Source organism: Pelomonas sp. Root405 (assembly GCF_001425165.1).
Classification (GTDB): domain Bacteria; phylum Pseudomonadota; class Gammaproteobacteria; order Burkholderiales; family Burkholderiaceae_C; genus Pelomonas.
Genome location: NZ_LMDU01000015.1, coordinates 231,969 through 253,822, shown reverse-complemented (window position 1 = coordinate 253,822; position 21,854 = coordinate 231,969). Strand labels below are relative to the sequence as shown.

At 64.8% G+C, this 21,854-nt stretch carries 16 protein-coding genes; 2 read left to right on the top strand and 14 right to left on the bottom strand.

Going from position 1 to position 21,854, the window contains the following annotated elements; all coding sequences use genetic code 11:
- Positions 1-406: 406 nt before the first annotated feature.
- Positions 407-1,054 (top strand): hypothetical protein, encoded by a 648-nt coding sequence (locus ASC81_RS27220; protein ID WP_156392371.1) that lies wholly within the window; start codon positions 407-409, stop codon positions 1,052-1,054.
- Between the two features lie 324 nt (positions 1,055-1,378).
- Here ASC81_RS27220 and ASC81_RS27215 read toward each other — a convergent pair whose 3' ends face one another.
- Both ASC81_RS27215 and ASC81_RS27210 read right to left on the bottom strand, forming a co-directional pair.
- Complete coding sequence (locus ASC81_RS27215) at positions 1,379-1,822, bottom strand: hypothetical protein (protein ID WP_156392370.1); 444 nt, start codon at positions 1,820-1,822, stop codon at positions 1,379-1,381.
- A 112-nt stretch (positions 1,823-1,934) separates the two neighbouring features.
- Complete coding sequence (locus tag ASC81_RS27210) at positions 1,935-2,522, bottom strand: hypothetical protein (protein ID WP_156392369.1); 588 nt, start codon at positions 2,520-2,522, stop codon at positions 1,935-1,937.
- 716 nt (positions 2,523-3,238) lie between these two features.
- On the opposite strand from ASC81_RS27210, the gene ASC81_RS27990 reads away from it, so the two are divergent.
- The gene (locus ASC81_RS27990) at positions 3,239-3,397 is read left to right on the top strand and encodes a hypothetical protein (RefSeq protein WP_156392368.1); all 159 of its coding nucleotides are present in this window, start codon (positions 3,239-3,241) and stop codon (positions 3,395-3,397) included.
- Here the strand turns inward: ASC81_RS27990 and ASC81_RS22740 are convergent.
- From ASC81_RS22740 to ASC81_RS27585, 12 genes are all read right to left on the bottom strand, one after another.
- Complete coding sequence (locus ASC81_RS22740) at positions 3,373-4,251, bottom strand: alpha/beta fold hydrolase (RefSeq protein ID WP_056272508.1); 879 nt, start codon at positions 4,249-4,251, stop codon at positions 3,373-3,375. The genes ASC81_RS27990 and ASC81_RS22740 overlap by 25 nt on opposite strands.
- 315 nt (positions 4,252-4,566) lie before the next feature.
- Positions 4,567-5,022: a nuclear transport factor 2 family protein gene (locus tag ASC81_RS22735; RefSeq protein WP_162245948.1), complete on the bottom strand. Its 456-nt coding sequence runs from the start codon at positions 5,020-5,022 to the stop codon at positions 4,567-4,569.
- 143 nt (positions 5,023-5,165) lie between these two features.
- A complete protein-coding gene (locus tag ASC81_RS22730; protein ID WP_056272503.1) occupies positions 5,166-6,704 on the bottom strand; it encodes a tryptophan halogenase family protein in 1,539 nt (512 codons plus the stop codon).
- The gene (locus tag ASC81_RS22725) at positions 6,701-7,717 is read right to left on the bottom strand and encodes a cupin-like domain-containing protein (RefSeq protein WP_056272501.1); all 1,017 of its coding nucleotides are present in this window, start codon (positions 7,715-7,717) and stop codon (positions 6,701-6,703) included. Before ASC81_RS22725 ends, ASC81_RS22730 begins: the two co-directional genes overlap by 4 nt.
- A gap of 133 nt (positions 7,718-7,850) precedes the next feature.
- Positions 7,851-8,567, bottom strand: coding sequence for a SapC family protein (locus ASC81_RS22720; RefSeq protein ID WP_056272498.1), 717 nt, complete (start codon positions 8,565-8,567; stop codon positions 7,851-7,853).
- Positions 8,564-10,099, bottom strand: coding sequence for a tryptophan halogenase family protein (locus tag ASC81_RS22715; protein ID WP_056272496.1), 1,536 nt, complete (start codon positions 10,097-10,099; stop codon positions 8,564-8,566). Before ASC81_RS22715 ends, ASC81_RS22720 begins: the two co-directional genes overlap by 4 nt.
- A gap of 183 nt (positions 10,100-10,282) precedes the next feature.
- Entirely contained in the window at positions 10,283-13,312 is a 3,030-nt protein-coding gene (locus tag ASC81_RS22710; protein WP_056272494.1) for a TonB-dependent receptor, read from the bottom strand.
- A gap of 450 nt (positions 13,313-13,762) precedes the next feature.
- Positions 13,763-14,812 carry a LacI family DNA-binding transcriptional regulator gene (locus ASC81_RS22705; protein WP_056272491.1) on the bottom strand — a complete coding sequence of 350 codons (1,050 nt, stop codon included), beginning with the start codon at positions 14,810-14,812 and terminating at the stop codon, positions 13,763-13,765.
- 182 nt (positions 14,813-14,994) lie between these two features.
- A complete protein-coding gene (locus tag ASC81_RS22700; protein WP_056272489.1) occupies positions 14,995-16,404 on the bottom strand; it encodes a carbohydrate-binding protein in 1,410 nt (469 codons plus the stop codon).
- Positions 16,405-16,446: 42 nt separating this feature from the next.
- Positions 16,447-18,099 (bottom strand): glycosyl hydrolase family 18 protein, encoded by a 1,653-nt coding sequence (locus tag ASC81_RS27590; RefSeq protein ID WP_056272487.1) that lies wholly within the window; start codon positions 18,097-18,099, stop codon positions 16,447-16,449.
- Between the two features lie 298 nt (positions 18,100-18,397).
- A complete protein-coding gene (locus tag ASC81_RS27985; RefSeq protein WP_082536742.1) occupies positions 18,398-19,984 on the bottom strand; it encodes a chitinase in 1,587 nt (528 codons plus the stop codon).
- An 85-nt stretch (positions 19,985-20,069) separates the two neighbouring features.
- Positions 20,070-21,809, bottom strand: a complete 1,740-nt coding sequence (locus tag ASC81_RS27585; protein ID WP_056272484.1) for a glycosyl hydrolase family 18 protein — start codon at positions 21,807-21,809, stop codon at positions 20,070-20,072.
- Positions 21,810-21,854: the final 45 nt, after the last annotated feature.

Below are 21,854 nucleotides of genomic sequence, written 5' to 3'. Positions count from 1 at the left end.
CACGATCTCTACAGACTCCGTCCGCCTAGTCATATTCACAGTCCTACTCCTATCCTCAAAGATAAGCGATGGACCGTGTCCGGTCATTCAGGGGGCTAGCTCATGCTGCAGCCTGTGCGGGGGTTCGATGAACTTTGGATTCGGGCGGAAGCAGCCATCAAATTGGAGATCGCCACCGGCTCCTCTGGGCACTGACCTGCCCGCGAGGCGCGGACCGGCAGGCCTTATGGCCCTCCTTCTTGCAATAATTAGCGGACGATGCGCCACCATATTTGGTCTGGCATTCTTCCAATGCATCCCGGCGTTTGCAAACGGCTTGCAGGCACGAACTTGCCAAGAGCAATATCCATCGTCGACGCTTGTCCGATCAGCATCCGGTGACGTGTACTGCATCCCAATATCGTCCTTGAAGGACGAGAAATTGTCACATGCGACTCCCTCCATAATCTGGATGGAGGTTATTTGGCCGGAAATGCTTGGGCGCCGCTTCAGCGGTACAGAAAGGAATCATCAATTTCTTTCCGAATCGGAAAAGGAGCAGACCCTGTCGATATCGTTGAATTCAGGAGTTCCGCGCGGCAGTTACCTCTTTAACAGGATGATTGGTGAGTACGCTGTTGATGAGGATCCTGCCACGATGGTTCCGGCCAACCCGAGCGTGCCGGATGATGTGTTGGACAAAAGAATTCGCGTAACGGTGGTAGAGGGTCTGCTGACTTATGAGATCGACCGCGAGAGGGTCAGGTCAAAATTTAGCGAAACTTCTCGCATCCTTGATCAAATCGCACTTGCCTCATACAACGATTGGCATATTCGGCGCGGCCAGAACGGTGAAATACAGACTTTCATTAGATGCACTACAGCCTTGATTGGCAAATCGACCGATTCGGCGGATGAGCATAAGCTGCCTGTGCCGCAGTGCATTCATGGCATGTTTCTAAATGAACGCCGTGACATTTATCTAGAACTACGCTATCGACGAAATATGCTGAAAGACTGGTTTGCGATCGAACGATCGGTGTCTAACTTTGTTTGCAGCCTGCGATATAACTAAACATTTGGAGGACTAGTGGCTGGCAGGCTCTGAGCTGGACCAGCCTTCTAGGATTTGGGCTGAATTTGCGTTCCAGCGCTCCCATGCCAACTCCGCTGACTGGTCAGCAGAAGTTGAACGTTGAATGCCAGCTTTTCGACGGTTCCGGGCCCAGTTCGAGTTCGGGCACTGCCCTGTCCCCAAGGCGTGGACCGGCAGGTCGTCGGCAGCGTGGTGCCCAAAGCAACGGTTCATTGAGGAAGCTCACCAATGGCCGCTTTCTGGCAAAGGCCTTCCGAACAACGAGTACGTCCAGCAGCGGCTTCAGAGGGCTGGCATCCTATTTCAATAGAAACACCAGAATTGCCGCTGCCATAGCCCCTTCTTCTCTTCAGGCGCCATCGTCTCGAGATAGACGCCATCGCTAAGACGCCAAATGCCGACAAGCAATCGCCGATGAGGCGGGTCCTTTTCAATGAGGTAGCCTATCCTTACTTTCAAACCGTTGGCTTCCACATTGCATACTCGCATCGTTAGCCCGCCTAACTTCGTGTATCTTCCGTAGTATCGAATGCCGTCAACTTCATAATCACCTCGAGGTCCATATTTGGTTGCATCTGGTATGCACGCCGCTTTGCCGTCGGTGTAACGTACATCCGCGATGTCCACCGCAGGGGCGACCATGTTAATCGGGAACATTACGAAAGCGCCCACTGCGATACACATAAAAATCAATACGTGTATCACCCATGCACTGCGACCGGTCAAAAAACGTTGTTCATTTGCCATGGACGGGCTCATTTATCTGTAGACCACAGGGCGAGTTTGATGGATCCCGCCAACTGTGGCCTAACCGATATGCCAACGGAGCGACTCTACTCTGAGGCCCATGGCGGACGACCTATGGGCGCCTTTGTTCTGCGTCGACGCTGTTTGAGAGCGTGTAGACGACGCCAATTTGGGTTAAGCAGTGTGGCAGGTCCTCAGCAAGATCTGGCACCATCGTTCGTTTAATATTGAAACCCTCATTCACCAATACACCACCTTCAAGTCTATGGCTCGATTTCTCTTTTCGAGAGTTCCATTGCGTATTAAGTAGGTCCAAAATTTCTTTTGGACGAAAGCAAATGCCGTCCAACGTGGGCGGTGGCGGGAGGAGAACTAATTGAATAACTACGATCTTGTCTTTTTCAGGCTGTACTCTTGAAACTCTTATCCATTGACTCGCAGCCGTTATGCCTCGTGACGAGCGTATCTTATTGCTATCGCCGACAAATCTATGAGGGCGGTCTTCCCGCGCATGCAGTGGCATTATTCTTTGCAGCTCTTCAATAGAAGGCGAGCAGATTTCTGCAACTGCCGCCGCCAGACGATTGATGTTTTTTTCCTCCATCTCGATTGAGACCGGGGTTGCGCAGGACGAAGCAATCGCGTTTTCAACACAAAAAGCAAAATAAATGGCTAATGAGGTTGAATTCCGTACGGTCATTTTTCACGGAGCCATGGTTGAAGAGTTGAGGTGTATGACCAACTTTATGAGCAAGGGTTCGGCGAAATCGGCTATGGGCACTGACCTGCCCTCCAGACGCGGACCGGCAGGCCGTCGGCAGCTTGGTGCCGACGGAGGACGGCACGGCAGCGCGAGCGGCCACTAGACTCGTCGCCGCTACCTGCATCAGCTAGCTCCTTCTTCTTCGATATGCTCTATTGGCTCTATTGGCTCTACTGGTTTAGTGGCAATACCCCTGGCACCGACGAATACGTGTGCTATTCAGAGATCGATGATGAAGGGTATTGGAATCGATACGTCGAGATCAGTTCGACGGGCGAAGCGCTTCGCTACAGCCGAGACTACGCTGCAGACAACGAGCACGAGGATTCATTAAAGGAATTCGGATCGGTGATCTCCATTTCCGCGAAGCTATTTGACGCCGTCTGGGCATCAACGCGTTGCGTGAACGCCTMTGTCTAGATCCGGAACCAGCGTGTTGCCTCAGCTCGGGCAGTGTCGACTTTGGGCACGAAGCTGCTGCCGACTCGACGACGACAGTCAGAAATGTGCCCGAAGCCGAAATTGATCGGGTGGCAGTCGGAGGTTGATTGCTGCCATTCGCCGAGAGCCTGGCGCGGGATGACAGCCGTCACCGTCACCTGGCCAGCCAGTGCCACCGTCGGGTGCGTCGCCTGGATGCGCGAGCTGCTCCGATGATCCGCATCGACGCGATGTGGCTGACGGCGCTGACTGAATTCGGCATCGAAGTGGTGAAGCTTGAATCGTCGCTCACGGCGCCCGACCCCGAGAACGGTCGTCACCTGCGCACCAGGCGCGATCAGATGGGTCACCTGGCCGACTGGTTCGACTGAGTTCCTGGGGCCGACACCAGCCGTCGCGGCCCGAGCGTCATCGCCTCGCGGATGGCAGCGACCACCAGTTCGGGGTTCTGGACGTGAATCCGGTGAGAGGAGTCCACCACGTGCTTGCGCGCTCGCGGGTAGAGCTGCCGAACGAACTGCCCGGTTTCCGGGCTCTCGTCGAAGACCCCGAGGGTCACCCCCACCGCCGTCTTGCTCTTGGGCACGTTGAAGAGCTGCACCACGCGCGTGTCATCGAAGGCGGGCATGGCGAGTATCGATTCGCCCGTGGCGTGGATCTCGTCCACCTCGTCGGCCTCGGCACGCGACAGCAACCAGCGCTTGCCCAGCTTGGCGTACCAGGGAAAGTCCTGCGGCTTCTTGATGAGGCGCGGGTACATCGCATCGACCAGCACCAGCGCCTGCACCTCTTCGGGGTAGCGGTGAGCGAACCACTGCACATACAGCCCGCCGAGGGAATGGCCGACGAGGATGTAGGGCGGCTTCAGCCCCTTGGCGGCGAGCAACGCCCGCAGCCCCTCGACGACGGCCTCGCCACCGCGCGGCCCCTCGGCCGCTTCGCTCTGGCCGTAGCCGGCGCGGTTGTGCGCGAGCATGGTCGCGTCCAGCGCGAGGCCGTCGATGACGGCGTTCCAGCTGTCGAGCGTCATGCGCGCGCCGTTTTCGAACACGACGACTGGGGCGCCGGCAGCAGGCCCGGCGACGCGCGCTTCGACGCGTCGCCCACGCACCGTCTCGAGCGTGGGCGGCGCCGCGAACGCCGGCGCCAGGCTCAGGCAGAGCGCAGCGACGGCGAACCAGCGGGACATGGGAAACGGCAGGGCGGGCGAGTGGGGTTTGATCATCCGCCCATGATCTGCAGCCGCGCTGCGTGGCTCAACGTCGATGCGACAGGCTGCATCTCTGGCCGCATGAGCGGCTCGGCCATGACCGGTTTCCGGGCACGCCTTCACAGCCCCGAGCCTGGTCGCCTAAGGGCCGCGCCGGAAGGCGCGGTTTCCCACGGGAAACATAAGTTCGACACATTGACCTTCACCATCCGCGGGACGCAGCGGCATTGTTTCGAACTCTTGACGCTCGGTGCGGGTCGGGGAAAAACAAAACCCCGGAAGGAGCGAGCCTGCCGGGGTTGTTTGACTTGGGTGCTGCGAAATCTTGATTTACTTCTTCGGATCGTCGCCACCAGCCCAGGCGATGAACAGCCACTTGCCACCTTCCTTCACGAGGACGTCCGTGTAGTGGCCGGTGACGCTCTCGCGTTCCTTCTTGTGGTTTTCGCGCGCCAGCATGTAGTAGTACTGGACGACCGCGACGTTGCCGGTGATGGTCGTCGAGATCGGCAGCAACTCGTATTCGAGCGTCGTGCTGTTGCTGTTGTCAAAGCGTGCCCAATGCTGCAGCGACGCCTTTCCGCGCGGCATCGGCGAGCCGGCTTCCCACATGCGCAGATTCGGATGGACCATGGTGTCGATCCAGCTCGTGTCCTTCGCGGCGGCGAGCTTCCACTGCTGCTGTTCAACCTTCCAGACGTCCTGCTGGTCATCGGCCCGTGCGCTGCCAATGAAGCCGGCCAGGGCCAGCGTCGTGGCGATCATCCAATGCGTGCGGTGTTTCATGAGCGGTCCTTGCTTGCGCTTTCGCGGGGTTGTGCGGAGCGCGTGACCAGCCGATGGTTCAGGTCCAAGCCGGATGTCCGTGGGGTCCGCCGGGCCAGTATGTTCGTCGCGGTGGCCCGCCGCAATGACCATCTTCCCGGCGTTCAAGCCTGCTTGGGAACCAGCTGCGCCGTCGTTGCGTTGCGATAGGGCGCGCAGAGCTGCTCGACATAGGCCTGGTGGCCGTGCAGGCCACCGGCGATGCGCGCGGCCTTGGTGTGGATGTCGCCGAGGAACTGGTTGAGCTCGCTCGGGCCCATCAGGTCGGCCACCGGGTGGTAGCTGTGCGGCGTGATGCCCTGGCCCATCATGACCTGGATCCAGGAGTTCTCGGCAAACAGCTCGTCGCTGGGGCGGAAGACGCGGGCGCTCTCGGTGAAGAGGTCGATGCGGTGCCTCAGCGTGGCGGGCACCTCCATCGTGCGCACATGGTTCCATAGCGCGGAGTCGCTGCGGTGGGTCACGTGGTAGTGCAGGATGATGAAGTCGCGGATGTGGGTCAGCTCGCGCTCGCACTGCAGGTTGAACTCGTTCACGTCGGCCGGGTTGATGCCCTGGGTCGGAAAGAGCTGCATCAGCCGGATGGCCGAGCGCTGGATGAGGTGGATGCTGGTGGACTCCAGCGGCTCGATGAAGCCGCTGGCCAAGCCGACGGCAATGCAGTTGCGGTGCCAGACCTTGTGGCGCTGCCCCGGCAGGAACTTGATGACGCGGGGCTGGATCAGCACCTCGCCCTCGACGTTCTTCTTCAGCATCTCGGGGGCGTCTGCGTCGCTGAGTTCCTTGCTGCTGTAGACCAGGCCGTTGCCGACGCGGTGCTGCAGCGGGATGCGCCACTGCCAGCCGAAGGGGTGCGCGATGGAGCGCGTATAGGGCCAGGCCTCGCGCACCGAGGCGGTCTGCACGGCCACGGCGCGGTCACAGGGCAGCCAGTGCGACCAGTCCTCGTAGCCCACGCCGAGCGCTTCGCCGATCAGCATCGCGCGAAAACCCGTGCAGTCGATGAAGAGGTCGCCGTCGATGCGGCTGCCGTCCTGCATCTGCAGTGCGGTGATGTCGCCGTCGCGGCCCTCGGGGCCATCCATCAGCACCGCGGCGATCTTGCCCTCGATGCGCTGCACGCCGTAGCCCTCGCTCATGGCTCGCAGGTATTTGGCATAGCGGCCGGCGTCGAGGTGGTAGGCGTAGTTGAGGCCGTTCCGCGGCACATGGCCGAAGCGGTCGGCGTAGGCGGCCAGCGTCTCGGGGTTGTAGTCGGTGTAGTCCCGGGCGATGCCGGCGGCTCGGCCCTTGAGCCAGAAGTGCTGGAAGCCGGCGCTCCAGTGGTCGTTGCCGGTGCTGCCGAAGGAGTGGAAGTAGTCCTGGCTGATGTCCTTCCAGCCCTCGAACTTGATGCCGAGCTTGAAGGTCGCGTTGGTCGCGGCCATGAACTCGGCCTCGGTGATGCCGAGCAGGTTGTGATAGGTCAGCAGCGCCGGGATGGTGGCCTCGCCCACGCCCACGGTGCCGATCTCCTCGGACTCGATGAGCTTGATGTCGAGCTGCTTGCCCAGCAGCTTGCCCATCAGGGTGGCCATCATCCAGCCGGCGGTGCCGCCACCGGCGATGACGACGCGGCGCGGAGGCTTGGTGGAGGTGTTCATCGTTTGAGTTGGGTCAGGAGTTGCGCGCGGGCCCGGCGCGAGGTGTCGTCGTCGATGGGGCCGAGCAGGCCGCGGGCGGCCGCGGGAATGTGCGCCCAGGTGCTGTCATCGGCATCGAAGACGAAATGCTGGAAGTGGTGCTGCCAGACGCGACGCTCCTTTTCGGGGAGGTCGCGGAGGGTCATCAGGGCGAGGTGAAGCGCGTTCAGCGGCGAGTCGACGTAGTCGGGCGTCTGGCGCCACCAGGCGTTGATGAGGAGGTTGACCGGCGCCAGCCCCTCGATGTGGTGGAACCACATGCTGGGGATGAAGATGGCGTCGCCCGGCGCCAGTTCGGCCACCTCGCCGGCGTCCAGCGCGCGTGCGAAGCGTGGGAAGCGTTCGAGGTCGGGCTTGTCGAAGTCGACCAGGCTGATAGGCTGGCCGGCCGGCGTCGGATCGAGCGGGCCCATGTAGAGGTTGCCGATCTGCTCGGGTGGAAACACCGTGAAGCGGCGCCGGCCGGCGGCGACGACGGCGAGGTTGTCCGGCAGGTCGTAGTGGGCGGCAATGCGGGTGCGGTTGCCCAGCCACAGGCTGACGAGGGCCTGGCTCGCTGCCTGCGCGCTCAGGCCCAGCACGTTGGCGTCGAGGAAGCCGGGCAGCACGGCTTCCACGGTGGTCGAGCCGACATAGAGGGCTGGAGGCTCGGGCGTCTCGGCGAGGCCCAGCAGGCCGGTCAGCACCTGGTCCAGCGTGGCGTGATGGCGGCTGAAATTGAAGCCCTGCAGCGTCTCGTCGGCATAGAAGACGCGCCCACGCGCGTCGGGCGCGAGCTGGAAAAGCCCGATGCGCATGCCGTTGTAGAGGCCCATCAGGTAGCGGGCCAGCGATTCGTCGGACTGGCGTGCGGCCTGCACCACGGGCCAGTGCGCGAAGCCGCCGCGGACGATGTAGGGCCGGTCGGCCGTCAGCAGCTCGGCGGGCAGGTTGTCGGGGTCGAACGGCCCGATCCAGTCAGGTACTGCACGCATGGGTCAACTCAATGCAGGCCGAGCGCCGGGCCGCTCCCAAGCCGGCCTGCGCTGGCGATGTGCCTGCGGCTCAATGCCGCAGGTATCGCCGTCCCCGCGGGGGACCGGCCAACGTAAGCGTTGGACGAGGGGCTCATCGATTCGCTCGCTCAACGAGGACGGGCAGCTGGGCCAGCGAGGCGATCTGCATGTAGATGGGCATCAGATGGCCCTCGCGCGCCAGCGCCTCCAGCGCGGCGCCGGGCAGGGCGGCCAGTCGCTCCTCGTTGATGGTGAAAAGGCCAGTCAGCCGGCTTTGTTCGCCGCTCTGCGTCTCGATGTCGAGAACGAAGGGCTCCAGCAGTTGGTGGCGCGTCAGCGCCTCGATGAAGACCGGCAGGTGCTGGACCTGGGCATGCAGGTGCTCCATCAGCGTCACGAGACGATCAAGGTAGTCGCTGAAGCCGCCGTGCGGCAGGAAGATGGCGGTGCCCACGTCGCCCTCTTCAGGCCGCACGATGCGCGGGCTGTCCATGTCGATGTGCAACTGCAGGCCGTCGTCAGGGGCGCGGCCGATCATGAAGGGATCGCGCTGCAGGGACATGGGCACGGCGGGGGAATCCCAGCCGTTGTGGGTGAGGAACAGGTTCTGGCCTTCTTCCAGGCCGAACAGGACGATGGGCTGAAAGCCGCCCTTGCCGGCTTCACCTTCCACCAACTGGAAGACGATGGGGAAATGGGCCTGCAGCTGGCGGAACTCGCCCGGCAGGGCCAGGGCGGATTGGCGGGCGTCGCCCAGGGCGGCCGAGCGCTCGGTGCGGACGCGCAGATGGCGGTGGGTGACGTTGTCGAGCAGGGTGGGGCGGGTCATGTCTCGATGTGGTTCTTGATGTGGTCGATCAGGCTGCGGTGGCCCGGCAGGGCGCCGACGAAGCGGCGGGCCTGGCGGGCGGCCTCGTCGAAGCAGGCCTGGGCTGCCTGGAGTTTGGCGGCGGAGAGACTCTGGGCGTCAGGGCGGAAACCCATGCCGTAGAGCACGTACTGGTAGCTGGCCGAGGGGAAGACTTCGTCGATGCGGCCGAAGTCATGGCGGGCCGGCGCGCGCAGCTTCCACATCGGCAGCAGTTCGCGCAGGCGCTCGGGCCAGCTGGCGGGGTCGCGGTGCGCGCGCCAGTAGTCGCTGTCGTCGCGGCTGCTGAGGGCGTAGTGCAGCTTCAGGAAGTCGATGACGCGGGCCCAGCGGTAGCTGAAGTCATCGTTGAAGCGGCGGGCGACGGCGTCCATGGAGGCTCGCGTCATTGGCAGCTCGTCGCAAAGGCGCTGGGCCGAGAGTTCGACCAGGGCCAGGGCCGACGCCTCCAGCGGCTCGATGAAGCCCGAGGACAGGCCGATGGCGACGCAGTTGCGCACCCAGAACTGCTCGCGGTAGCCGGGGTCGAAGCGGATGCTGCGGGGTTCGGGGCGATCTGTCGGGGCGCCGGTGGCATCGAGGTAGGCCTGCAGCGCGGCTTGTGCCTCATCGTCGCTGGCGTGTGCACGGGAGTAGACGCAGCCGACGCCGCGGCGCGTGGGCAGGCCGATGTCCCAGATCCACCCCTTGGCCCAGGCCGTGGCGATGGTGACCGGGGCCAATGGCGCTTCCGCCTGCGCGTAGGCCACCTGCACGGGCAGGGCGGCGTTGTTGAAGAGCACGTCGCGCTCGCTCTTCAGCGGTATGCCGAAGTGCGTTCCGATCAGGCGCGAGGTGAGGCCGGAGCAGTCGATGAAGAGGTCGGCCTTCAATTCACCATGCGAGCGCGTTTGCAAGGCAGCGATGTCGCCGTTCTCATGGCTCAGCACGGCGTCGACATGGTCGATGACATGGTGCACGCCGAGCTTGGCGATGGCGTGCTCGCGCAGCATCTGGCCAAACAGGCCGGCGTCGAAGTGATAGGCGTAGTTGGCCACGGCGCCAAACCCGGGCGTCTGCACCTGCTTGGGCGCACGACCGGCCTCGCAGACCTGCACCGAGGGGCTGACGACATCGGCGAAGGGGCGCTGGCCTTGCGTGGCAAGCCAGGTCTGCACGAGGTCGGCGTCGCCGTAACCGACGGGCAGCATGAAGGGGTGGTAGTAGCGGTCGCCTTCGCTGCCTGCAGCGCCGCGGGCCCAGCCGTCGAAGCGCGAGCCCTGCTTGAACGAGACCTGGCAGCGGCGGATGAACTCGGGCTCGGACAGGCCGATGCGGCGCAGCGTGTCGCGCATGGACGGCCAGGTGCCCTCGCCGACGCCTATGGTCGGCACGTCGCTGGATTCGATCAGCGTGATGCGCAGATCGGGATGTTCGGCTGCAAGCAGGCCGGCAACCAGCCAGCCCGCCGAGCCACCACCGAGCACCACCACTTCTCGCAACCTGTCGTCCACGCACCGGCTCCCGAAAACAAAAAAAGCCGCTTGCGCGGCCTCGCCAAACGGCGAACAAGGGCGGCACCCCAGAGCGCAAGCACCGCCGAACCAGACTTTGCCTCACAAGGAAGCGTCGGAAGCTCCCGACTTTCCTTGACCTTTCGGGCGGGCCGGGGAAGCCCCCGGCCCTGAAGCTGCCGCTCAGAACTTGTAGCGCGCGCCGACCATGATGCGACGGCCCAGCTGGGTGACGGCACCCATCTGGTTCTCGTTGCGCATGTGGGTGCGGGTGTACTCGTCCGTCAGGTTGATGGCTTCGAACTGCAAGCGCAGGTGCTGGTTGAAGTTGTAGCCCACGCTCAGGTCCAGCTGGCCATAGGGTTCGACGTACAGCGGCTGGGCGCCTTCCACGCCGCCGAAGTTGGCGGCCAGGAACTTGCCGCGCCAGTTGTAGGCCAGGCGGGTCGTGAAGGTCTCGTTCTCGAAGAAGCCGACCAGGTTGCCCGAGTCGCCCATGCCGACCAGCACGTCCGTCTGCGCACCACGCTTGTTGTTGTCGTAGGCCAGGTTGGACTTCACCTTCGTGAAGTTGGCCGACACGCCGAAGCCGCTGTTGCCGAAGATGTGCTGCGCGTTCAGCTCGATGCCGTTGATCTTGCTGGTGCGCGTGTTGTTGACGTAGGTGCCCAGGTTGAACAGCAGCAAGGGGTCGTTGGGCTGGGCAGTGATGGTGCCGAGCGAGGTGCCGGGCGTACCGGGGCTGACGCCGGGAGCGGTCGGGAAGTTCGCGAAGATGTACTTGCGGATGCAGTCGGAATCGGCACCGCAGCCGCCAGCCGTCTGGGCCTGGTTGTACATCGCGCTGCCGATCGGTGTGCGCAGGCCGAACAGGTTGGTCCGTGTGATGACGGCTTCGTTGTAGTCCTTCAGCTCCTTGCGGAAGTAGCTTGCCGCAACGTAGCTGCTCTTGGCGTAGTAATGCTCGGCGGAGAAGTCGAAGTTGCTCGACTTCAGCGGCCTCAGGTTGGGGTTGCCCACCGAGCCCGAGCCGCCATCGACACGGGCGAGCGGGTCGATTCGTTGCCCGCCCTGAATGGCGTTCCAAAGGGGGCGGCCGATGGTCTGGCCGTAGCTGACGCGCAGCTTGGTGTCAGAAGTCAGGTCGGCGCTCAAGTCGATGGATGGCAGGACGTAGTCGTACTTGCCTTCACGCTCTGCGGAACGCGTGCCGCTGAAGGTGATGGGCACCTCGTTGTTGGCAACCCATGCCACCGAAACGGGGATCTTTTCCGAGGATGGCGAAGCGACCCGGGTGCGCTCGTAGCGGGCGCCCACGGCTGCTTCCATTGGCACACCCCACTCCCAGGCCAGGTTGTACTGGCCGAACACGGCCTGCGACTTTTCCGTCGTGCGGTACTCGTCCTGCCAGTCGAATGAGGCCTTCAGCAGCGCGTCGGAGCCCAGGGTCTTGATCGCTGCGGCCCGCAGGTCTTCGAAGTTGAAATAGAAGAACTGGTTGAACAGACGCGAGTCGCCCGAACCGGGGATGCGGCTGAAGTACTTGCTGATCGAGTCGACCTTCCAGATGTCGTCCGGCAGGCCGACGGGGCCGCCCGCAGCGCCGCCGCCCCAGGTGTCGCGCTGCACGTTGGCGAAGGCCGAGCGGTTCTTGACGTCGGTCAGGGACAGGCCGAAGTCCAGGCTGCTGTCTTCGTTGATCTTCCAGTTGCCCTTGGTCTGCAACTGGCTGACCTGGTTCTTCTGATAGCTGTTGCCGAACACCGAGCCCTGCAGCTCCTGCTTGGTCGCGTCCAGCGCCGTGCCCGGCATGCCCAGCACCGGGAACTTGTTGCTGAAGTCGACAAAGGTGTCGCCGCGGTTCAGCGAAGCGGTGCCCAGCGTCACGGCGGTGCCCAGCGGGTCGTCGGCACCCGAGGTGGCGGTGGAGTGGTGGGCGTCGAGGTCGAAGCTCAGCGTGTCGGTGGCCTTCCACTTCAAGTTCAGGCCGACCTGCTGGTTCCTGTTCTTGGTCTGGATGCGCGACGCACCCATGGCCAAGTCAGCGTTGGCCATGTGCTCGCCGTAGATGACGGGCGAGGAGGGCGAGCCGGTCTGGAATTCACCGAACTGACCACCGTAGTTGAACCAGGCGGAGATGTCGTTGCGGCGCTGGCGGAACTTCTGCTCCGACATGACGAAGTCAAGCGTGCCGACCAGATCCTTCATCGGCTTGAACTGCAGCACCAGCTGGCCGTTCAGGCGCTCGCGATGCACGCCGGTGAACGAGTAGTTCAGGTTCTGCGGCACGCTGTAGATGGAGCCCACGGCCGGGCGGTTCTTGATCTCGGGCGACGTCTTGGGCAGACCGCCCCAGACGGCGTTCGGGCCGCTCCAGTCGTTGTCCTGGATGCCGTCAAACGTCTTCCAGCCGCTGCTGACGTTGGCCTGGGCGTAGCCGGAATCGCGCACTTGGTACGTGCCCATCAGCGCAATGCCGAACATGCCGTCGGCGCTTTGCGTGCTGTAGATGCCGCTCAGTTCAGGCGTGGCGTTCTTGCCTTGCTGCTCGCCGGGCAGGCGGCGGGCCGAGTCGTCGCTCACCAGCTTCACGCCGACCTGGGCGATGGTTTCCTTGGTGTCGAAGGGGCGCGGCGTGCGGATGTTGATGGTCGCGCCCATGCCGCCGGTCGGGCTGCTGGCGCGGCTGGTCTTGTAGACCTCCAGGGCCGCGACGGCGTCGGCGGCGAGGTTGGAGAAGTCGAACGACCGCGAGCTCGGCGCGCTGCCGTCGACACTGGCGCCGGGCATCTGGCGTCCGTTGAGCAGCACGAGGTTGAAGTCCGGGCCCATGCCGCGCACCGTGACGCGCGTGCCTTCGCCATTGCTGCGATCAATGGACACGCCGCTGATGCGGCTCAGCGATTCAGCCAGGTTGGTGTCGGGGAACTTGCCGATGTCTTCAGCAACGATGCCGTCGACCAGGCCCGAGGACGAGCGCTTCAGGTTGACCGAGGTTTCCAGCGAGCGGCGGATGCCGGTCACGATGACAGTTTCCAGCTGCGTGGTGCTGGCCAGTGCCTGGGGCACGGACGTGCTGGCGGTGGGACCCGCGTTCGGGTTGACGGGGCCCTGGCCGGGGCCGCCTTGCGCCAGCGCAGCGGCGCTGGCAAACAGCAGGCCGCTGGCGGTGGCCAGGGTCGTGAGGCGAAGGGCAGGGCGAGGCTGTCTCATTCACTTGTCTCCAGAGTTGATCTTGTCGTTTAGCGCTCATGACGAGCTGAAAGCGCTTTCAAGAATACGTCAGTGGCAGCGCTTTCAACCTAGGCAACACCCTCGGTCTGCGGCTTTGTCGCAACGCGTACGCCGGGTATTGCAGGAGGGCGCGTCGTCGGAGACATGTGACCGCTCCCATGGGAAGGAGTGCACGGAAAGTCCCGGTGTTAGGGGAAATTCTGGTTGAAAAACGGAGACCCGCTGAAAGCATTGAAAGCGCTTTCACTGGATGGTGCGTCGCTGCCGATAGTTCGGCCACATGGTTTACCCCGGTCGAACAACGGTCAACGCGGGTCGCGCGGCGCCGCCGGCTTCCGGTGGATGTACTTGCAGAGGCGGCGCCCAAGCCGCAGCGGCCACTCCCGCGTCCGCTTCAGGCGGTCAGCGCCTTGACGAGCGCTCGCCAGTTCAGCGCGCCATCCGGCGCGTGCTCTCACGCACAACCAGCTCGGGCCCCGGGAGGTCAGCCTTGGGCTGGCCACCGCGCAGCATCTGGAGCATGGCCGTCGCGGCCTCGACGCCAATCTCGTAGACCGACTGGCGCACGGTGGTCAGCGGCGGCATGGCGTAACGCGCCATGATGAGGTCGTCGAAGCCGACCAGCGACACATCGTCCGGCACGCGCAGATTGCGCCGGTGCAGGCCGAGGCAGGCGCCAATGGCCATCTGGTCGTTGGAGGCGAACAGCGCCGTGAAATGGGCGTCGCGCTCCAGCAACCGGGTGACCGACAGCATGCCGCCGGCCTCGGTGTAGTCGCTTTGCACGATGAGGTTGTGATCGACCGCGATGCCAGCGGCGCCCAACGCGTCGAAATAGCCGTTCTGGCGCTCGACCGCGTCGTCGTGCATGAGGTCGCCCGCGATGAAAGCGATGCGGCGGTGGCCTTGCTCGACCAGATGCTGGGTGGCCAGCCGCGCGCCCTGGCGGTTGTCGAAGCTGAAGCTGAACAGCTGGGCGCCGGACAGTTGGCGGCCGACGACGACAACGGGCAGGCTGTCCGACACCTTGGCCAGCTCGGCGTCGGAGATGCGGCCCGCCAGCACGATGACACCATCGACCCGGCGCGACAGCAGCGTCTCGATGGCCTTGCGCTCGTCTTCCTCGTGCCAGTTGCCGGACACGAACAGCGGCACATAGCCGGCCCGCTCCAACTCACGCTCGATGCCGAGCAGTGCTTCTCCGTAGAACGGGCTGGAGATGATCTGGGTGACGACACCAATGGAAAGGGTTTTGCCACCGGCGAGACCACGCGCCACGGGATTGGGCCGGAAGCCCAGGTCGCGAATGGCGGCCTGGACGGCGTCCTTCTTGGCTTCGGACACCGCGGCCGTGCCATTGAGGATTCGCGACACCGTGCTGGGCGACACGCCGGCCAGCTCCGCCACCTGTTCCAGCGTGACGACGCCATCCGGACGGGTTGAAGGCGCTTTCTTGGCGGTAGTTGGCTTGTCGTTCATCGGCAGTGGCAGGGGATGCGCGAGTGTAGGCGTGGCCGCTCGCGCTTTCGGGCCGAGCGCCGGGCCGCTCCCGAGCCGGCCCGTCTGGCGATGTGCTTGCGGCTCAATGCCGCAAGCATCGCCGTCCCCCAGGGGGACCGACCGAACTCGCCCGCGTTAAGCGGCCAGGGCGGGCGAGGGCCTCACAGTTTGGTGAACTTGATCCAGTTCAGGTTCCAACCGCCCTGAGCCGCAAAGACGCCAACGTTGTAGGTGCCGGCATTGATGTTGACGGTCTGCGAAATGGTCGTCCAGTTCTGCCAGCCACCGGTGTTGGGCACGCCGACCTGGCCGAGCGGAACACTGCCGGCATTCAGGTCCAGCGACAGCGTGCCGCCGGCGGCACTTGCGACGCGGTACTCGACGCGGTAGCTGCCGCTGGTGGGAAAGCTGATGCTGTTGTAGGCCATCCAGTCGTTGGTGTCGATCCAGCCCACGTTCTGGCCGCCCTCCGAGCAGGCTTCCAATTGCACGCCGGCCTGAGCGCTGAAAGCCTCGGCCTCGATCTGGCGCGACCAGGCCGTGGACACCTTGGAGACCACGACTGAGGTCGCCCGGTCGTTGAAGGCGTTGTCGACGAGGCAGCCGCTGTCGCCGGTACGGGTCACGCTGGCGCCGGTGAAGTTGTCGCCGTCGAACAGCTGCACCTGGTAGCCAGCGCTCACGCGCAGCGACGACAGGTCGTTGTCGTTCACGCCGCGGGCCTGCAGCTGCGCGCGCGTGTAGCTGCCTTCCGGCAGCGCGGCAGCATAGCCGCCGTAGTTGCAGTGCTGGTAGACCGTGGCCACGCCGCTGGAAGCCGGCGCGTACACGCGCACATAGTCCACATACATCTTGGCGGGCAGGGCAGCGGTGTTGACGTTAAAGCCCGGCCAGTTGCCGCCGATGGCAAAGTTCAGCAGCAGGAAGAAGTCGTTCTGGAACTCGCTGGTGCCATTGACGCCATTGGCGATGCTGGCCTCGTGGTACTTGGTGCCGTCCACATACCAGCGGATGGTGTTGGTGTCCCACTCGACGGCGTAGACGTGCCAGTCGGTCACGGTGGTGGCCAAGTTGCCGCTGTACTGGGCGTACTGGCCGGTGTGGTCTTGCCAGTGGATGGTGCCGTAGACCTTCTGCTCGTCGTTGATCTTCTCCATCACGTCGATCTCGCCGGAGGCCGGCCAGCCGACCTGCGGCAGGTTGGCGCCCAGCATCCAGAAGGCGGGCCAGGCGCCGAGGAAAGAGGGCAGGCGCATGCGCGCCTCGATGCGGCCGAACTTGAAGGTCTTGAGTCCCTGCGTCTTCATGCGTGCCGAGGTGTAGGCCATGCCGCCGAAGTTCTCGCGCTTGGCCGTGATGACCAGGGCGTTGTTCTCGATGGTGGCGTTCTCGCGGCGGTAGTACTGCAGTTCGTTGTTGCCCCAGCCGTTGGAGCCGGTGCCGGTTTCAAAGACCCAGTGCGGGCCGACGCTGCCGTTGAATTCGTCGCTCCAGACGAGTTGCCACTGGGCGTGGGCGAGGCTGCTGGCTGCGGCCAGCAAGGCCGCGGCGATGAAACGCAAAGATCTCATGAATGTCTCCTGTGGTGGTGGGAAATGCTCCGAGTACGTTGCTCAGAGCTTGGTGAACTTGATCCAGTTCAGATTCCAGCCGGCGGCCGGCGCGTAGACGCCGACGCTGTAGGTCCCCGCATTGATCGTCACGGTGTGGGAGACCGTGGTCCAGTTTTGCCAGCCGCCAGTGGCGGGGATGGCCACCTGCCCGAGCTGGATGCTGCCGGCGTTGAGGTCGAGCGCGAGCCGGGCGCCGCTGGCGCTGGCGACGCGGTACTCGACGCGGTAGCTGCCGCTCGTCGGAAAGCTGACGTTGCCGTAGGCCATCCAGTCGCCAGCGTCGATCCAGCCGACGTTGCGGCCGCCTTCGGAGCAGGCTTCGGTCTGCACGCCGCTCTGGTTGCTGAAGCTCTCGGCTTCGATCTGAAGCGACCAGGCCGAGCCGGTCCGGGCGACGACGGCGGAGGTGGCGAGGTCGTTGAAAGCGTCGTCCACTAGGCAGCCCGCGCTGCCGGTCTTGGTCACGCTGCGACCGGCAAAGTTGTCGTTCTCGTACAGCGTGAGCTGGTAGCCGCCGCTCACCCTGGCGGATGACAGGTCGTCGTTGCGCACGCCCAGCGACTGCAGTTGGGACAGCGTGTAGCGGCCTTCGTTCAGACCCACCGCGTAGCCGCCGTAGTTGCAGTTCTGGTAGACCGTGGCCACGCCAGTCGGCTGCGGGTTGCCGATCTCCGCGCGCACGGCGCTCAGCAGGCTGTTGGCGCCGACGGGGTCCTGTGACAGCTCCCAGATCATCACGCCCGCGCCCTGCTGCAGCGCCAGCCGCGTCTTGGCCTTGATGGTGGGAATGCCGTTGTAGGTGATGTAGGCGCAGTTGGCGCAGAGCTGGCCGATCAGATCGCCCTGCGCCGCCGCCGCGCCGAACTGGTTGACGATGTCGGAGAAGGCGTAGCTGGCCGCATAGCCGTTGAAGCCGTAGCCGTAGAAGGGCAGGCCCAACACCAGCTTGCTTCTGGGCAGCCCGCGCGCCTGCCAGGTGGCGATGTGGCTCTGCGCCATCGAATAGGGCGAATGCTCGGTGCCGACCGTGCCCCAGCCCGGCCCGACCGCGTCGTAGGCCATCAGCGTGACGAAGTCGAAGTGAGGCAGTGACGACACCGGCACCATGCCGCCCTCGTAGGTGGCCGTGGCAGCGGTGACCAGCTTGCCGGGCAGCGCGGCACGAAGGGCCTGGATGAAGGGCGTGTAGTTGCCGGCGTTGTCGATGGACGTCAGCAGGGCGCCTTCGATGTCGACGTCCACGCCGTCGAGGCCGTAGCTGTTGACGAACTGCACCAGGCTGTTGACGACCGTGGCGCGGCTGCTTGGTTGCAGCAGCGTCTGCCAATTGCCCGAGCAGCTGGGGATGACGCCGCCTGCCAGCGAGACCAGCACCTTGACGCCGGCCGCATGGGCCTTCTGCGCGACGTAGCTGATGTCCGCGCCGGTGGCTGCTTCCATGCAGGCGGGGTTGCCGCCGTTGAGAAAGCTGCCGCCCGGCGCCGGGTTCGCGAACGCGAGGTTGATGTGGGTCAGCTTGGCCAGGTCCGTCCGGTCGGCCACGGCGCGCAGGCCCTTGTATGACGGGATGTAGCCGACGACTTTGGTCTGCGCGAAGGCGGTGCCGGCCCAACCGAGAAGGGTCAGCGCAGCGAGGGAACGAAACAGTCTCATGGGAAGTCTCCAGGGTTGAGGTGCTGACCGCCGATGACTGCTTGAAGCTGAAAGCGCTTTCAAGACTAAGCGGACGAGTACCGGGGCGGCAACAGGGTTGTGTGCCAGAACTCAGGGACGGGTGGACCCCAGGTGAGGGTTTGCCCCCCCGCCCAGTCGCGCTGCGCTGAGCGGGCGCGTCTGGTTGGTCCCCCAAGGGGGACGGCGATGCAGCGGCGTTGAGCCGCATGCACATCGCCATAGGCAGGCCGGCTTGGAGTGGCCCGGCGCCCGGCCCGAAAGCGCCAGGCCCGGCGCGTCAGGGCAAGGCGTTCAGCGCGTTGCGCACGCCGTTCGAGAACGACTGTCCATCCTTCTTGTCCCAGTTGATGGACCAGGTCATCACGCCGCTGAACGTCGGGTAAGCCACCGCGGGCTTGATCGCGCCGCACTGGGCCAACCGGGTCAGGCAGTTCAGCGCCGCGGTGATGGTCGCGACGCTCGCCTGGCCTGAGTTGGCCGATGACGGTCCGGACGGGATGCCAAGTGACACCTGATCCGGACGCAGTCCCTGGAAGCGGTAGGTGCCCGTGCCGTTGTTGGTCGTGAAGCCTTCGATCAGCATCTTGCTGGCGCCGACCAGCATGTCGACGCTGCCCTCCGCCAGGCCCTGCGTGGCGTAGGGCGTGTACAGCGCGCCGTTGTTGTAGTACTGGACATGCAGCAGGTTCAGCTCGTTGCGCAGGCCATCGATGATGGGCAGGTAGGCGCCCCAGATGCCGCTGTAGGCCGAGTAGCCGCCCTGCACATACGGATGCTCGGGCGCCATCGACAGATAGAAGCTGCTGCCGATGCGGGCCCTGAGTTGCTTGACCGCGCTGATGAGGTTGTTGATCACCGGCGCGCCCGCCGTGACGCCCGCACCGCTCTCCAGGTCGATGTCGATGCCGTCGAAGCCGTACTTGCGCAGGATGGCCTCGACGCTATTGACGAAGTTGGCCACGTTCGTCACGTTGTTCAGCGTCACCGTGCCGTTCTGGCCGCCGAAGGACAGCACGACCTTCTTGCCCTTGGCCTTCGCTGCTGCAATGTCGGCGATGAACTTGGCCTCGCCACCGGCACCGGGGTCCAGGTTGAAGGTGATCGCGCCGTTGCCGCCGTCGTCGGCGAAGGCCACGACGATGACGTCATAGGCGTTCGGCACGTTCGCGATCGGGAAGGTCGGACCGGACGGGTTGGTGAAGTTGTGCCAGTAGCCGACCAGCTGGTGCTTGCCATTCGGCGACGGCGACGGGGCCGGGCTCGGGCTTGGCGAAGGCGAGGGGCTCGGGCTGGGCGAGGGAGATGGGGAAGGGCTTGGGCTGGGCGCCGGCGATGGGCTGGGCGCCGGGCCGGTGGTGCAGGCACCCTGCGAGGTCCACGGCTGGCCGCTGCCGGTGGGGCCGTTGTTGGTGGCGGGGTCGTTGCCCTGGGTCCACCAATTGGCCCTGTAGTTGGTCGCGCCCTTGCTGGCGATGGCGCCGCCGCCGTAGGCGGTGCTGCTCGACCAGACCGGTGCGCAGTTGCCGCTGGGCGCGGGAGCAGGGCTGGGCGCGGGTGACGGCGCTGGCGTGGGGGCGGGCGTCGGGGCAGGGGTGGGCGCCGGCGAAGGTGCCGGACCATTGGCCGCGCCGATGTCCGTCCACAACGAGGCATTGGTCGGGTTCCAGCCGGTGGAGGCGTAGTCCGTCTGGTTGACGTTGGCGCGGTAGATGCGGCCTTGGTAAGTGACGACGGTGCCGGCCGTGTAGTAGACATCCGGCGCCCAGGCGGGATAGCTCTGGGCAAAGGCGGCCGAAGAGAAGGCGAGTGCGCCGGCGAGCAGCCAGGGGCCAGCCGCGCGCGGCAGGGGAGGGCGCGAGATCATGGAGTTCTCCAAGGGGGTGGAAAGAGGAAAGGCCGCCCGCCGGTACTCCGGCGCGGCGGCAATTCAGCTCATGGGATGAGCAGCTTTACTTCCAGGGCGCGTTCTGCAGCGCCGGGTCGTCGACCAGGCCCAGCGTGTTGGCGACCTTTTTGCCGATGCTGCCGGGCGAGGCCAGCGGTGCGTTGCCGCAACTGCCGGTCGCCGTCTTCAGCGCCTGCCACAGCATGGCGCCGTCACGCGCGTTCCGGTTCGCCAGGTTGCTGGTCACGACCGCGTTCAGATAGCGCTCGACGGAGTAGGGCTGGTTGATGTTGACGCCGTAGCTGTTCTTCAAGATGACCGAACCTGTGCACTGCGCATCGGCGTTGTTGACCACCAGCTGCGCGCCAGCCCAGCCTTCCGGGGCCGTCTCGAAGCCGATCGACACGATGGTGCTGCTCGGGAACAGCTGGCGGTACTGCCGCCAGGAGGTTGGGCCGTCGAAGTTCTCGTAGCGCGCGTCGTAAGTCATGATGTTGACCAGGTTGAACGCGGTCTTCAGCGCCGGGTAGCTGTTGACCAGCTGGCGCTCCAGGCCGGCCTTGCCACCCCAGTAGCTGACGCCCACGCCCGCACATTGCGGATCGTTCTGCGTCGCACCCGTGCAGTCCGCGCCGGTGGACCAGCCCGCCACGCTGAGGATGCGCCCGCCGCCGGCCAGGTCGACCGCCTTGCGCATCGCCTTCACGGCGCCGGCATAGCCATCGAGGCCCTCGATCTCGTAGTCAACATCCAGACCGTCGAAACCGACGTCCTTCATGATGTTGGCCAGCGCCGTGATGGTCGGTCCGCTGCCGGCATGGCCTTCGGCGGACAGCGTGCTCCAGCTGTTGTAGGTCGCACCGCCCACGGCCAGGATGACCTTGATGTTGCGGGCGTGCAGCACGTCGATGGCGGCCTTGATATCCGACGGCCGGCCGTTGAAGTTGATGCCGGTGCCCGACCAGTTGTTGGCCGCCATGCCGCCCCAGGTGAAGTTGGGCTGCGCGAAGGCTGCCACCACATGGGTGTAGTTGGCGGGGATGCGCGCGAAGTTGCTGGCCTGGAAGACCTGGTTCATCGTCTTGCCGGTGGCATCGAACCAGTTGTCGCTCCAGCTCGGGTAGTAGACGGTGTAGGCGCGGCCGTTCTGGTTGGCGGACTTGGCGGCCGGATCGCTGAGGCCGGGCGCGGGTGCCGGCGCGGGAGACGGACCGGGGGAAGGCGCGGGGCTCGGGCTGGGCGACGGGGAAGGGCTCGGGCTCGGTGAAGGCGACGGTGCCGGCCCCGTCGTGCAGGCGCCCTGGGACGTCCAGGGCTGGCCGCTTCCGGTCGGACCGTTGTTGGTGGCCGGGTCGTTGCCCTGAGTCCACCAGTTCGCCTTGTAGTTGGTCGTGCCCTTGCTGGCGATGGCGCCGCCCCCATAGGCCGTGGCGGCCACCCACACGGGCGCGCAGCTGCCGGTGGGCGCCGGGGCCGGACTGGGCGCGGGCGTCGGTGCAGGCGTGGGTGCCGGGGTTGGTGCAGGTGCGGGAGCCGGGCTGGTGCTGCCGCCGATGTCGGTCCACAGCGAGGCGTTGGTCGGGTTCCAGCCTGTGCTGGCGTAGTCGGTCTGGTTGACGTTGGCGCGATAGATGCGGCCGTTGTAGGTCACGACGGTGCCGGCCGTGTAGTAGGTGTCCGGGGCCCAGGCCGGATAGCTCTGGGCGCTGGCACCGGTCCCTGCCCCGAGGGCGAAGGCGGCGGCCGAGATGACGGCGAGGCGACGCAGTTGCTGCGTGGAGATGCCGAGGGCGGGTTGCTTCATGGGAGGCGGTCCTGTGCTGAAAGCTCGAAAAGGCTCGTTGGAAGG